General features: G+C 68.6%; 13 protein-coding genes. 10 read left to right on the top strand and 3 right to left on the bottom strand.

Translation table 11 applies throughout. From position 1 onward, the window contains the following. The 9 genes from AC06G6_RS04325 (at window position 1) to AC06G6_RS04285 (ending at window position 8,423) form a co-directional block, all read left to right on the top strand. On the top strand, window positions 1-936 hold the full coding sequence (locus AC06G6_RS04325) for an ABC transporter permease (RefSeq protein WP_479826693.1): 936 nt from the start codon (window positions 1-3) through the stop codon (window positions 934-936). Beyond that, window positions 933-1,877, top strand: coding sequence for an ABC transporter permease (locus AC06G6_RS04320; RefSeq protein ID WP_479826691.1), 945 nt, complete (start codon window positions 933-935; stop codon window positions 1,875-1,877). Before AC06G6_RS04325 ends, AC06G6_RS04320 begins: the two co-directional genes overlap by 4 nt. Window position 1,878: 1 nt before the next feature. Further along, window positions 1,879-2,766: an ABC transporter ATP-binding protein gene (locus AC06G6_RS04315; RefSeq protein ID WP_479826689.1), complete on the top strand. Its 888-nt coding sequence runs from the start codon at window positions 1,879-1,881 to the stop codon at window positions 2,764-2,766. Then, window positions 2,759-3,589 (top strand): ATP-binding cassette domain-containing protein, encoded by an 831-nt coding sequence (locus AC06G6_RS04310; protein ID WP_479826687.1) that lies wholly within the window; start codon window positions 2,759-2,761, stop codon window positions 3,587-3,589. Before AC06G6_RS04315 ends, AC06G6_RS04310 begins: the two co-directional genes overlap by 8 nt. Before the next feature lie 45 nt (window positions 3,590-3,634). After that, on the top strand, window positions 3,635-4,624 hold the full coding sequence (locus AC06G6_RS04305) for an aldo/keto reductase (protein ID WP_479826685.1): 990 nt from the start codon (window positions 3,635-3,637) through the stop codon (window positions 4,622-4,624). Window positions 4,625-4,665: 41 nt separating this feature from the next. Next, window positions 4,666-5,442 (top strand): HpcH/HpaI aldolase family protein, encoded by a 777-nt coding sequence (locus tag AC06G6_RS04300; protein WP_479826683.1) that lies wholly within the window; start codon window positions 4,666-4,668, stop codon window positions 5,440-5,442. A 3-nt stretch (window positions 5,443-5,445) separates the two neighbouring features. Beyond that, window positions 5,446-6,852 (top strand): sialidase family protein, encoded by a 1,407-nt coding sequence (locus tag AC06G6_RS04295; protein ID WP_479826681.1) that lies wholly within the window; start codon window positions 5,446-5,448, stop codon window positions 6,850-6,852. Continuing rightward, window positions 6,849-7,544, top strand: coding sequence for an SDR family NAD(P)-dependent oxidoreductase (locus tag AC06G6_RS04290; RefSeq protein ID WP_479826679.1), 696 nt, complete (start codon window positions 6,849-6,851; stop codon window positions 7,542-7,544). Before AC06G6_RS04295 ends, AC06G6_RS04290 begins: the two co-directional genes overlap by 4 nt. Window positions 7,545-7,637: 93 nt before the next feature. Next, window positions 7,638-8,423, top strand: coding sequence for a DeoR/GlpR family DNA-binding transcription regulator (locus AC06G6_RS04285; RefSeq protein ID WP_479826678.1), 786 nt, complete (start codon window positions 7,638-7,640; stop codon window positions 8,421-8,423). A gap of 137 nt (window positions 8,424-8,560) precedes the next feature. On the opposite strand, the gene AC06G6_RS04280 is transcribed toward AC06G6_RS04285, so the two are convergent. After that, window positions 8,561-8,980, bottom strand: a complete 420-nt coding sequence (locus AC06G6_RS04280) for an ester cyclase (protein ID WP_479826676.1) — start codon at window positions 8,978-8,980, stop codon at window positions 8,561-8,563. Between the two features lie 340 nt (window positions 8,981-9,320). On the opposite strand from AC06G6_RS04280, the gene AC06G6_RS04275 reads away from it, so the two are divergent. Next, the gene (locus AC06G6_RS04275) at window positions 9,321-10,472 is read left to right on the top strand and encodes a sigma-70 family RNA polymerase sigma factor (protein ID WP_479826674.1); all 1,152 of its coding nucleotides are present in this window, start codon (window positions 9,321-9,323) and stop codon (window positions 10,470-10,472) included. Here AC06G6_RS04275 and AC06G6_RS04270 read toward each other — a convergent pair. Both AC06G6_RS04270 and AC06G6_RS04265 read right to left on the bottom strand, forming a co-directional pair. Continuing rightward, on the bottom strand, window positions 10,408-11,769 hold the full coding sequence (locus AC06G6_RS04270) for an MFS transporter (RefSeq protein ID WP_479826672.1): 1,362 nt from the start codon (window positions 11,767-11,769) through the stop codon (window positions 10,408-10,410). The two genes, AC06G6_RS04275 and AC06G6_RS04270, sit on opposite strands and share 65 nt — an antisense overlap. Before the next feature lie 180 nt (window positions 11,770-11,949). Beyond that, the gene (locus AC06G6_RS04265) at window positions 11,950-12,552 is read right to left on the bottom strand and encodes a class I SAM-dependent methyltransferase (protein WP_479826670.1); all 603 of its coding nucleotides are present in this window, start codon (window positions 12,550-12,552) and stop codon (window positions 11,950-11,952) included. Between the last annotated feature and the right edge of the window lie 116 nt (window positions 12,553-12,668).

Here is a 12,668-nt window from a genome sequence, read left to right as displayed (position 1 = left end):
ATGACGACTTACATCCTCAAGCGGCTCGGACAGGGCCTGCTGACCGTGTTCCTCACGGTGTCCACCGTGTTCGTCCTGATCCGGATGGCCCCGGGCGACCCGGCCGTGTCCTACGCCGGGCCGCTGGCCACCACCGAACAGCTCGCCAAGGTCCGGGAGCAGTTCGGCCTGGACCTGCCCCTGTTCCAGCAGTACTGGATCTTCCTGCAGCAGCTGTTCACCGGCAACCTCGGCACCTCGTACTCCTTCCAGGCCCCGGCCATGCAGGTGGTGGCCGAACGGATGCCGTACACGCTCACCCTGGCCACGGCAGCGATCCTCCTCACGGCCGTGGTGGCCATCCCGCTGGGCGTCTGGATGTCCCGCCGGCCGGACACGAAGAGCGAGTTCGGCGTCAACGTCCTGACCATCGCCGGGCAGTCCATGCCGGACTTCTGGACCGGCATCATGCTGCTCACCGGCTTCGCCGTGATCATCCCGATCTTCCCGGCCTCGGGCTTCGCCACCTGGGGCGGCCTGGTCCTGCCGACCGTCACCATCGCCATCCTGCAGATCGCCCTGATCTCGCGGATGGTCCGGCGGGAAATGACCGCCAACTTCGCCGCGCCCTACCTGACCGTGGCCCGCTCCCGCGGCGTCCGGAACTCCCTGCTGACCTGGCGCTACGCCATGGGCAACTCGGCCATCCCGGTCTTCACGGCCCTCGGCACGCGCTTCGCGGCCATGCTCAACGGCGTCGTGGTGGTGGAGGTCGTGTTCGCCTGGCCCGGCGTCGGCTCCCTGATCGTCCGGGCGCTGGAAACCCGCGACTACCCGCTGATCCAGGCCACCGTCCTGCTCACGGCGCTGCTCGCGGTCGCCGTCCAGCTGGTCATCGACCTCGCCTACCCCCTGCTTGATCCCCGCGTTCGTCTTGGAAAGGCGGCCACAGCATGAGCCTCAGCGACACCGCAGCCCCCACCACCGCCGATCTTCCGGACGGAGCCGTCCGGGGACGCCAGCAATCCCCCAGTGCCGTCACCAAGGCCCTGATCGCCAAGGCCGGCGCAACCCGCCGCCGGATCGCCGCACGGGTGAAGATCCGCGTCGGCGTCATCTGCACCCTCCTGGTGGCCATCCCCATCCTCCTGGCGCAGGTCCTGCCGCTGCCCGATCCGAACCACCAGGACCTTTCGGCGCGGCTGCTGCACCCGCTGACGGAGGGACACCTGTTCGGCACCGACCAGCTGGGCCGCGACCTGCTTTCCCGGGTCCTGCACGGCGGGCAGGTCTCGCTGACCATCGGCGTCCTCGCAGTGGTCGTCTCCGGCGCGATCGGCATCATCCTCGGCGCGGCCGCCGGCTACTTCGGCGGCCGGCTCGACACCGTGGTCTCACGCCTGATCGAGGCGCAGATGTCCCTCCCGCTGCTGATGATGCTGCTGCTGGTGGTTGCCCTCTTCGGCCCGTCGATCCCCGTCATCACGTTCGTGATCGCCATTGCCCAATGGCCCGAAGTGGCGCGCCTGACCCGGTCCATGGTGCTCGTGGAACGCGAAAAGCCCTACGTTTCCGCCGCCCGGATCCTGGGCCTGCACCGTGTGCAGATCCTGATCCAGCACATCATCCCCAACGTCATCAAGCAGGCCACGCTGGTGGTCCTGCTCCTCCTGGCCCAGGCCGTGCTGCTGGAGAGCGCGCTCAGCTTCCTCGGCGCCGGCCCTCAGCGCCCGTTCGCCACCTGGGGGCGCATCATCTCCGACGGCCAGGACTACATCACCACCGCCTGGTGGCTGGTGACCCTGCCCGGCCTGGTGATCGTGCTCATGGTCGTCGGCGTGAACCTGCTGGGCGACGGCCTCCGCGACCGTCCCCGCCGCAAGAAGAAGGGTGCCTGACATGAACAAGCACGCCAGCACGACCGAACCTACCGAACAGCCGCTCCTGGAGGTCCGCGACTTCCAGGTGGAGCTGATCACCGACGCCGGCATCATCCGCGCCGTAGATTCCGTCAGCTTCACGATCCACCGGGGCGAGACGGTCACCATCATCGGTGAGTCCGGTTCCGGGAAATCGACGACGGCGATGGGCATTCTCCGCCTCCTGCCGGACGACCTCGCCGTGATCTCAGGATCGGTCCGGATCGACGGCGTGGACGTGATCGCCGACCCCAAGGCGATCGACAAGGTCCGCGGCAAGACCCTGGCACTGATCCCGCAGGACCCCATGACGGCCCTGAGCCCCGTGCACTCGATCGGCAACCAGCTCTCCGAGGCCATCAGGATCGCCGGGGCGGCCTCGACCAAGGACCCGGGCGCCGTCCGTGCCCGCGCCATCCGGCTGCTGGAACAGGTCCACATCCCCACTCCGGAGCTGCAGCTGAAGAAATACCCCCACCAGCTCTCCGGCGGCATGCTCCAGCGTGTCCTGATCGCCATCTCGCTCGCTAGCGAGCCGCAACTGCTGGTCGCCGACGAGCCCACGTCCGCCCTGGACGTCACCGTGCAGGCCGGCATCCTGGACCTGCTGCTTGAGCTGCAGGAACAGCGCGGCATCGGCATCCTGATGATCACGCACGACCTCGGCGTGGCACGGCTGATCTCGGACCGGATCCACGTGATGAAGGACGGCGCGTTCGTGGAATCCGGCGAGGTCCAGCAGATCGTGGACAACCCTGCCACCGAGTACACCCGCAAGCTGCTCGCCGCCATCCCCGTCCTCGGAGCTTGGGACGAGACCCCGGCGGCCAGCACCGCCCTGACCATGACCGGAGCCCGCCATGAATAAGCCGTTCCTTTCCGTCGAAAACCTCGTGGTGGACTACCACGTCTCGGGCGGCACCTTCCGGGCCGTGGACGACGTCTCCTTCTCGGTCGAGAAGGGCAAGACGATCGCCGTCGTCGGGGAATCCGGCTGCGGGAAGTCAACCATCGCCAAGGCGCTGATGAGGCTGGTCACGCCCACCAGCGGCCGGATCGACCTGGACGGCACCGACCTGGCCTCGCTCAGCGAGGCCAAGCTGCGGCCCCTGCGCTCGAAGTTCCAGATGGTCTTCCAGGACCCCTACGGGTCCCTCGATCCGCACCTCACGGCGCAGGAAATCGTGGCCGAGCCGCTGAAGCTCCAGGGAGTCCGGTCCCGGGCCGAGCGGAACAAGGCGGCGGCCATGCTGATCGACCAGGTGGGCCTGCCGGTCGCGTCCCTGGACAAACATCCGGCAGAATTCTCCGGCGGCCAGCGGCAGCGCATCGGGATTGCCCGCGCGCTGGCGTCCAAGCCCGAACTGCTGGTCTGCGACGAGGCCACCAGCGCCCTCGACGTCTCCGTGCAGGCCCAGGTGCTCCGGCTGCTCAAATCCATCCAGGACGAAACCGGCATCACCTACGTCTTCATCTCGCACAACCTGGGCGTGGTGCAGGAGATCAGCGATACCGTCATGGTCATGCAGCGCGGCAAGCTCGTGGAGCACGGCACCACTTCGCAGGTGCTCACCGCCCCGCAGGAGGACTACACCCGCAAGCTCCGCCGGGCCGCCCTGGACCCGTCCACGATGACCGGCCTGAAGCCGCGGCATCTGGTCTCATCGCTGGCGCTCAAAACCAGCGCCTGAGCCATCAAACTTTCACCCGACACAGCAATCGCGAGGAATCAACGCATGAGCACCCAGCCCGAAGGCACGCCAGTGGACGGCCTGAAACTCCCGATCTCCAGGCTCGTCCTGGGCACCATGACCTTCGGCGACACCGTCGATGAAGCCACCGCCGGCCGGATGGTCGATGAGGCGCTGGCCGCCGGCATCACCACCATCGACACCGCCAACGCCTACGTCGGCGGAGCCACCGAGGAGATGCTGTCCCGCCTCCTCAAGGACCGCCGGGCCGACGTCGTCCTCGCCTCCAAGGCGGGCATGCCGCACCCGGACCACGGCCAGCACGCCCCGCTCTCACGGCAGGGACTGCGCAACAGCGTCGAGGGCAGCCTCCGCCGGCTCGGTGTGGACAGCATCGACCTGTTCTACCTGCACCAGCCGGACCGGGCCACTCCCCTCCAGGAAACCCTGGGCACCGTGGCCGAGCTCGCCGCCGAAGGGAAAATCGGCGCCCTGGGCGTCTCCAACTTCGCGGCCTGGCAGATCGCCGACGTCATCCACGTGGCCCGCGAAGTCGGCGCGCCCCGGCCGGTGGTCGCGCAGCAGCTCTACAACCTGGTCGCCCGCCGGGTGGAGGAGGAATACCTCGAATTCGCCGCCACCCACCAGGTCCACACCATGGTCTACAACCCGCTCGGCGGCGGCCTGCTGACCGGCAAACACAGCTTCGAAACCAAGCCCTCCGGAGGCCGCTTCGGCGACTCCAAGCTCGCGGCCATGTACACCCAGCGCTACTGGGACAAGCAGCTATTCGAAGCCGTGACCGCCCTGGCCGGCATCGCCGGGGAGGCGGGCATCAGCCTCGCCGAACTGTCCCTGCGCTGGCTCGCCTACCGCAACGGCGTCGGCTCCATGCTGCTCGGCGGGTCGAAGGTGGAGCAGCTGCAGGCCAACATCGCCGCGGTTGCCAAGGGCCCGCTGCCCGCCGGGACCGCCGAGGCCTGCGACGCCGTCGGAGCCGGACTCCGCGGCCCCATGCCCGCGTACAACCGCTGACCCCACCCCCACCCCTCCCCCCGAACTGAAGGCAGAAGAACATGACATCGGAACTGGCAACTGAATTCGCCCGCAAGATCCGCGCCCGCGAGCAGGCCATCGGCTACTGGGCGGTCCTGGACGCGCCCGTCGCCACCGAGCGCATCAGCCGGCTCGGCTATGACTACGTGGCCCTGGACGCCCAGCACGGGCTGCTCGGCTACTCGGGCGTGCTCAACGGGCTGATGGCCATCGACGCCGGGCACACCGCCGTCGGCATGGTGCGGGTGGAGGACAACAACCTCACCGCCATCGGCAAGGCCCTGGACGCCGGGGCCGTCGGCGTGATCGTCCCGCTGGTCAACACCGCCGCCGACGCCGCGGCCGCCGTCGCCGCGGCCAAGTACCCGCCGATGGGCGGCCGGTCCTACGGACCCATGCGCTCGGCCCTGCGGATCGGCCCGGTTCCCGCCGACGCCAACGCCGCCACCCTGGTCTTCGCCATGATCGAAACCCCCGACGGGCTGGCCAACGTCAAGGAAATCTGCGCCACGCCCGGACTGGACGGCATCTACGTGGGGCCCTCCGACCTGGCCATCGCCGTGGGCGGCGCCTTCCCCGGAGACCCCGCCATCGAAGCGGAATTCAACGCCGCACTGGAAACCATCGCGGACGCGGCCGCCGCTGCCGGGGTCGCCGCCGGGATCCACACGGCCGCAGGCGAGATCGCCGCGCTCCGGCTCCGCCAGGGCTACACCTTCACCACCATCGCCTCCGACCTGACCCACCTGGAGCTGGCCGCCAAAGCCCACCTGGCCGCCGCAACCGCAAAGGACTGAACCGTGCCCGCCACCGAAAGCACCACCCACACCAGCGCCTACACCACCATCACTCCCGACGGCGGGGTGAAGGACGCCGGCGGCAGCCAGTACGCCTACCTGCCGGCCCCCACCGTGCAGAGCCACGCCGCGAACCTCCTGACCCTTCCGGACGGCCGGCTCGGCTGCGTGTGGTTCGGCGGCACCCAGGAAGGCGTGCCGGACATCTCGATCTGGTTCTCCGCGCTGGAGCCCGGAAGCCGCCAGTGGTCCCCGGCCGAGCAGCTCTCCGACGACTCCGCCCGCTCGGAACAGAACCCGATCCTCTTCGCCACACCCGGCGAGGAGCTGTGGCTGCTGTACACGGCGCAGAAGGCTGGCAACCAGGACACCGCCGAGGTCCGCCGACGCATTTCCACCGACAGCGGCCGGACGTGGGGCCCGGTAGAGACCCTGTTCCCCGCCAACGACACCGGCGGCGTCTTCGTCCGGCAGCTGCCCGTGGTGCTGCCCTCGGGCCGCTGGCTCATCCCGATCTTCCGCTGCATCACCACGCCGGGCGAGAAGTGGGTCGGCAACAGCGACGACAGCGCCGTGATGATCTCCGACGACGGCGGCGCCAGCTGGAGTGAGCATGTCCTCCCGGGCAGCCTGGGCTGCGTGCACATGAACATCCAGCCGCTGGCCGACGGGTCCCTGCTGGCCCTGTTCCGCAGCCGCTGGGCCGACTGGATCTACGAGTCCCGGTCCACCGACGACGGCAGCAGCTGGAGCGAACCCGTTCCCACCGAGCTGCCGAACAACAACTCCTCGATCCAGTTCACCGCCCTGGCCGACGGCCGGCTGGCGATGGTCTACAACCACAGCCAGGCCGGGGCTTCCACCGAGCGGCGGCTGTCGCTCTACGACGAGATCGACGACGACGGCCTCGCCGAGGAACAGGGGCAGATCACCGAACCGGTGGTTGACGCCGGTTCGGGTGCCGACGGTTCGGGTGCCGGCGACGCCGGCGAACGGCGCGCCTTCTGGGGCACCCCGCGGTCCCCGATGACGCTCGCGATCTCCGAGGACGGCGGCCGCAGCTGGCCCGTCCGCCGCGACCTCGACGTCGGCGACGGCTACTGCCTGTCCAACAACTCCCGGGACGGCCTGAACCGCGAATACTCCTACCCGTCCATCCATCAGGGTCCGGACGGTGCCCTGAACATCGCCTACACCTACTTCCGCCAGGCCATCAAGTACGTCCGGGTGGATCCCGAGTGGGCCTACCAGGGCACGGGCACGCCCGGCGAAGCGGAGGCCGGCGTGGCTGGCGGCGGCTTGGCCGGGGGTGACTCGGCCGGCGTCGGGTCCGCCGGTGGCTCGGCAGTCGTCCACTCGGTCGGCGTCGAGTCGGCCGGCCGCGGGGCCGGTGACGGAGCGACAGCATGATGGAACCAACAACGGACGCCCGGCAGCACGCCGTCGTGACCGGCTGCAGCTCAGGAATCGGCAAATCCATTGTTCTCCGGCTGCTGGCGGACGGCTGGCAGGTGACCGGGCTCAGCCGGAGCGAGCCCGCGCTGGGGCCGGGCTTCCAGTGGCGGCACGCGGATCTCTCCGACCCGGCGTCGCTGGCGGCGTGCGTCGCGGACCTGGCTCCCGTGGATGCCCTGGTCCATGCCGCCGGCTTCCAGCGGACCGCGGTTCTGGGCGAGCTGGATCCTGCGGCACTGGCCGGGATGTTCACCGTCCACGTGGCGGCCGCGAGCAGCCTCGCCAACGCCCTCGTTCCGCGGATGCCCGACGGCGGCCGCGTGCTCCTCGTCGGCAGCCGGACCTCCACCGGCTCCCCCGGAAAGAGCCAGTACGCCGCCACCAAGGCCGCGCTGCTGGGCCTGGGCCGCACCTGGGCCCAAGAACTGGCCCCGCGCGGCATCACGGTGAACGTGCTCTCGCCCGGCCCCACCGACACTCCGATGCTGGCCGACCCGGGCCGGGCCGCCACACCGCCGAAACTACCGGCTCTGGGTCAGCTCGTGGACCCGGAGGACGTCGCCGCGCTCGCCGGTTTCCTGCTGGGCCGCCACGGGAAGTCCATCACGGGTCAGAACTATGTGATCTGCGGCGGAGCGTCGCTATGACCGGGATCTGGACATGCCCGAATAGCATGGGGACAGCGAGCCACCCGGGCGTGCCGCTTGGGTGCGGCCGCAGCCGCTGAAGGAGAGCCAACGATGACGACCGCCAAAGCCAGGCGCGAAGAGATCTACCACCTCGCCGTGACCACGGGTCTGGCATCCGTGGAGGAACTGTCGCGGCATTTTGCGGTGACCGCGTCCACGATCCGGCGCGACTTGGCCCGGCTGAACGAACAGGGAAAGCTCGCCAGGACCTACGGCGGCGCCGTGGCGCTGGGCGCGCACCCCGAACCGTCGCTGCGGCAGCGCACCGGCGAGGCGTTCGAGCAGAAACAGGCCATCGCCGCCTGGGCGGCCGCCGAAGTCAAAGAGGGTGAAAACATCCTGCTCGACGGCGGCTCAACAGTCGGCGCCCTGGCGCACGCCCTGCGCGACCGGGAGAACCTGTCCATCACAACGCCCGGCATCAACACGCTCCAGGAGCTCGCCGATTCGCCCGGAATCCAGGTCGACTGCCTGGGCGGACGCCTGCGCGGAGTGAGCCAGACCTTCGTGGGTCCCATCGCGGAGGCGGCCCTAGAGCGGATGAGTTTCGACCGGGTGTTCCTGGGCGCGGACGCCGTCACGGTGGACGCCGGCCTGTGCGAGGCCGACCAGGCGCAGACCCGTCTCAAGGAACTGATGGCCCGGCGGGGCAACACCGTCTACGTCCTGGCGGATTCCACCAAACTCGGCAAACGGCCGTTCCATGCGTGGGTGCAGCTCCCCGCCCCGTGGATCCTCGTCACCGACGACCGCGCGGACCCGCAACAGGTCGAGCTCTTCCGGCAGTCCGGCGTGACGGTCCAGGTCGTGGAGATCCCTCCCGCACAGGCCGCCTGACGCAGCAGGGCGACGGGGCAAACCGGGCAACCGGGCACAGTGCAGCGAAAAGCTGTCCGCGTTCCCTTTCGGAACGTTGACAGCCTTCGTTGTGCCCAGCGGCGGTCGTTCCGGCCGCCGTCGTGCTTCGGTTTGACTCAGGCCATAGCCATGGCGCCGATCTGCCGCATGAGGCTCAGGTTGTCTGTTGTGCCCCAGTGCTCGGCGACCTTCCCGTCCTCGACACGGAAGATGTCAGTGCAGTCGAACTCCACTTTCTTCCCCGTTGCCGGGACGCCTGCCAGTTCCCCACGATGGGTGCCCGTCAGGACGACGTGGCACGCCTCCATATTTCCGGCGATCAACGCAGGCGCGAGCTCTTTGACCTTGATGTCCGGGAAAGCCGACCGCATCGTGTTGACGTAGAATTTCACACCTTCCTTGCCGGCGGGCTGCCCCGGGAGGCCCTCTTCATGCTCCACGTAACCGTCCGCCGCCAACTCATCAATGAGGGTTAGGTTTCCGGTCTCCACGACTTCCTTGTAAAACCGCTCAATTAGTCCAATACCTTCAGACATTTCCGACTCCTTGTGGGCGAGAGACCGAATTGGATCCCCCAGCGCATTGTCCGGGCATGCCGCACGCACCCACGCCGCCAGACTGCCATCCGGGCAGTGGGCGCCGCGCGGAGCGCCGAGAACGACTGTGAAAAAGTAGTGTGGAATGGGCTAAATGCCCTGTTAAGGCAGAAGATAATCCGGCGCTTCGAGCCTGTCAATAGGCCCCAACCGGCTCTTCAGCGACCTCCGCCACAGCCAGATGACCTTTCGCATGGCGGCCACTGTAGTCGCCCCGATATTTGTCACACCGGCCCCGTAGTCTGCCTTCACAAGCTTGAACCGTCCAACAGGGGATGACATGGCTGACCGGGTCTACAAAGCAACCGGCACGACGCCATTCTCGCCTGCAGCAGCCGCATCGGTCCCCGACTCCTTCGAGCCAAATGACCCTGGCTGGCCGGAATTACTGGCGCCCACCGGCGGGGTCACCGACGACGCCGTCGGGGACTACCTGCGCCGGCTGGGCCGATACGACCTACTCACCGCCGAGCAGGAAGTGGAACTGGCGCAGGAGATCGAGGCCGGGCTTCTCGCGGAGCAGCTTCTGGCGGACGATACCTCGCGGGCCAGCCAGGACAGCGGGGAGCTTCGGTCGATCGTCCTTCTGGGCAAGCGTGCCGCAGACGCGCTGCTCCACGCCAATCTCCGGCTTGTCGTGTCGATCGCCAAGCATTACACCCGCTACGGCCTCGATTTTGAGGACCTGATCCAGGAAGGAAACCTGGGACTGCACAGGGCCGTGCGCAGGTTCGACTTCACCAAGGGTTGCAAGTTCTCCACCCACGCCTCGTGGCATATCCGGAGCGCCATCATCCGGGCGCTGGCTGATCAGTCGCGACTCATCCGGCTGCCGACCCACGTCGTCGACCAGCTGCGGAAAGTTCGGTCAGCGCAACGGACGGCCGCCATCACAGGGGCCATCTGCAGCGTCGAGGACGTTAGCCGGCTGACGGGTAGTTCGATCGAGACGGTTGGGTGTCTGCTGGCCTTGGACAAGCCAGTCTGTTCGTTGGATGCTCAGGTGCCCGACGGCAGGGGCGGAACCGAAGCCCTGGCCGAACAACTGTGGGATTCCTCCGTCCCCGATGCGACGGATGCGCTCTTCCGGCAGCAGCTGAACGCGCAGCTGCTTGCCGTGCTCGGCACACTCGAGGACCGGGAGGCCCAAGTCATTGCGCTGCGCTTCGGTCTGACCGGCGGCGGGGCGAATACCCTGGACGCGGTGGCGAAGGTCTTCGGCGCCACCCGGGAAAGCATCCGCCGGATCGAGGTCGGGGCGATGGCGAAGCTCAAGGACCCTGCCCGGTCCAACCTCCTGCGGCAGTATCACTGGGACGGCGGGGGCCCATCGGGTCAGACGGCGCCGGAGCCCGGCCCGGCGGTCCTTAGCCCCGTCGCTCCCGCCACAGCAGCGACACCACCAACACCACCGCGCCGAGTCCCAGCATGACGAAAACCATCAGCCCCCAGTTGGCCTGGTTCACTCCCGTGCCGTAGAAGATGCCGATCAGCACCGTTGCCGTGATCGCCCCCAGATACCGGCAGGTCTGGAAGATCCCGGCGGCCACACCCCGCTCTTCCGGCCGGGTGGAGAGGTACATGCCCTGGTTGTAGGCGATGCTGGCGACCCCGTAGGGCACGCCCAGGAATGCGGTCAGCGCCAGCACCAGCGGAACGGCGAACCAGCCCGTCAGCAGCCACATCGCCGCGGAGGCCACAATGAGTAGAACGACGCCGGAGACCAGCACCCGCTTGACCCCGAACCGGTCGATGGCGCGGACCGCTAACGGCGTCACCACCACCGACATCGCTGCCAGCGGCAACATCAGCAGGCCCACCACCCCGGGCTCGTAGCCGCCAGCTTCCTGCAGCAGCTGCGGCAGGCCGAAGAACGCGAAATAGTAGACGGCGCTGAACAGGGCGAACCCCAGATACACCAGCAGCAGCGGCCGGTTCCTGCCCAGCAGCCGCAGATCCAGGAACGGCGGGGCGAAACGCAGCTCGCGCCACACGAAGAGCACGGCCAGCAGGGTACCTGCGCCCAGCAGCCACCAGCGGTAGACCGGCAACACATTGAGCAGCGCCATCATCACCAGGACCATGGAGCCGACGAAGGCTAGGATGCCGGGGATGTCCGAGTCCCGCAGCAACTCCGAGACCCGGCCACGTTCCCGGCCCTCGTCCGCCGGGGCAAAGCGGCGGACCAGGATAATCGCTGCCAGCGCCAGCGGGACGTTGATAAGGAACAGGGCTTCCCAGCCGACGAACCCCACCAGCAGCCCGCCCACCACCGGACCGACGGCGGCCGCGGAGGTGTTGGCCATCTGGATCCGGCCCAGCGGCCGGGTGGACTTCACGTTCGCCTGCTTCGCCAGGGCGCCGACCATCACCACGGCGCTCGGGTAGGCGGCGGCCGTGCCGAGGGCCATGAAGGCGCGGGCCACGCAGAGCACCGCGAAGTTCGGCGAGAACGGGGCCAAGGCGCAGGTCACGGCCACCAGGGCCATGCCGATCATGAACAGCCGCCGCGGGCCGAAGCGGTCCGCCAGCCGGCCCATGAGCGGCTGCCCCGCGGCGGAGGTGAGGTAGAAGGAGGTGATCACCCAGGTGACGGTGGCGACGTCGAGCCCGAAGTCAGCGCGCAGCACCACCAGGGCGACGGCGATCATCGAGGAATTCAGCGGGTTCAGGGCCGTGCCCAGGCTGAGTCCTGCGACGGCGAGACCCGTCCGGGGAGAGTTGCTCACGGCAACAGTCTGTCCCACGGCGCCAGCCAAAATCGAACCGGACGACAAATTCCGCCGCGACCGGCCGGCTGACGCGTCACGCAGCGCAGGCTTTTGGTCCTGCGGCACCCGGGAAGCCTCGGAATCCCGGGGAATCCCTCGCGGCGGGGAGGGAAAAGACTGCTGCCCGTGACGGCGGCATCACGGCCTGCGGGCGATCACGTCGTAGATGTGCCAGTGCTTGGGACCGCGGAACGACTGCCCGTCGTCGTCGTACACCTCGAACTTCAGGATCTCCAGCCCGTCGAAGAGCTGCCGCGCTGCCTCTTCGGTGTGGAAGTTCCACTCCGGGATGTCCGCCCAGGAGTCGCGGTCCCCGAAGAGGTTCACCGCCAGCACGCCCCGGGACCGGAGCGCCTTCAACATCACGGCCCAGAACCCGGCGAACCTGTCCGGGCGGATGAAGGGCAGCGAATAGCCGGCGAAAATGAGGCCTGCCGGCGGGAGCGCCCGGAGGTCCTGGAAGGCCCGCACCTCGATGCTGAGCCGGCCGTCCGCGTCCGGCGGAGCGATGCCCAGCAGCCGTTCCCGGGTGTCCGGCAGGGAGTCGACGGCATGCACGTGCCAGCCGGCGCGCAGCATCGCCAGCGTTTCCTTCCCGGCGCCGCAGCCCAGGTCGATGGCGAGGCGGCCGTTGCCCGGACCGGCGAAGGCCATGGCGTCCAGGCAGAGGGAGCGCACAGGACGCTCCGCCTGGGCCGCGTTGTAGTCAGCCCAGACCTTGCTGTCCGCGAGGCGTTCCACGACTTCATCTTTCCACTCGCGCGGCGGCTAAGCCACAGCCGCCGGCCGGGCCGGGCCGGTGGCAGGACCGGGCCTAGTGTCAGGCCGGGCCCGCCACCGCGTCGTCAACTCCCGGT

It is taken from the genome of Arthrobacter sp. CJL-S3, assembly GCF_056711635.1.
The sequence above is the reverse complement of the archived record's forward strand: the minus strand, read 5'-3'. Positions and strand labels throughout refer to the sequence as shown.

Excerpts from the sequence above, each read along its gene's own strand:
- AC06G6_RS04325 (WP_479826693.1), top strand. The coding sequence starts at position 1 with ATGACGACTTACATCCTCAAGCGGCTCGGACAGGGCCTGCTGACCGTG.
- AC06G6_RS04320 (WP_479826691.1), top strand. The coding sequence starts at position 933 with ATGAGCCTCAGCGACACCGCAGCCCCCACCACCGCCGATCTTCCGGAC.
- AC06G6_RS04315 (WP_479826689.1), top strand. The coding sequence starts at position 1,879 with ATGAACAAGCACGCCAGCACGACCGAACCTACCGAACAGCCGCTCCTG.
- AC06G6_RS04310 (WP_479826687.1), top strand. The coding sequence starts at position 2,759 with ATGAATAAGCCGTTCCTTTCCGTCGAAAACCTCGTGGTGGACTACCAC.
- AC06G6_RS04305 (WP_479826685.1), top strand. The coding sequence starts at position 3,635 with ATGAGCACCCAGCCCGAAGGCACGCCAGTGGACGGCCTGAAACTCCCG.
- AC06G6_RS04300 (WP_479826683.1), top strand. The coding sequence starts at position 4,666 with ATGACATCGGAACTGGCAACTGAATTCGCCCGCAAGATCCGCGCCCGC.
- AC06G6_RS04290 (WP_479826679.1), top strand. The coding sequence starts at position 6,849 with ATGATGGAACCAACAACGGACGCCCGGCAGCACGCCGTCGTGACCGGC.
- AC06G6_RS04285 (WP_479826678.1), top strand. The coding sequence starts at position 7,638 with ATGACGACCGCCAAAGCCAGGCGCGAAGAGATCTACCACCTCGCCGTG.
- AC06G6_RS04280 (WP_479826676.1), bottom strand. The coding sequence starts at position 8,980 with ATGTCTGAAGGTATTGGACTAATTGAGCGGTTTTACAAGGAAGTCGTG.
- AC06G6_RS04275 (WP_479826674.1), top strand. The coding sequence starts at position 9,321 with ATGGCTGACCGGGTCTACAAAGCAACCGGCACGACGCCATTCTCGCCT.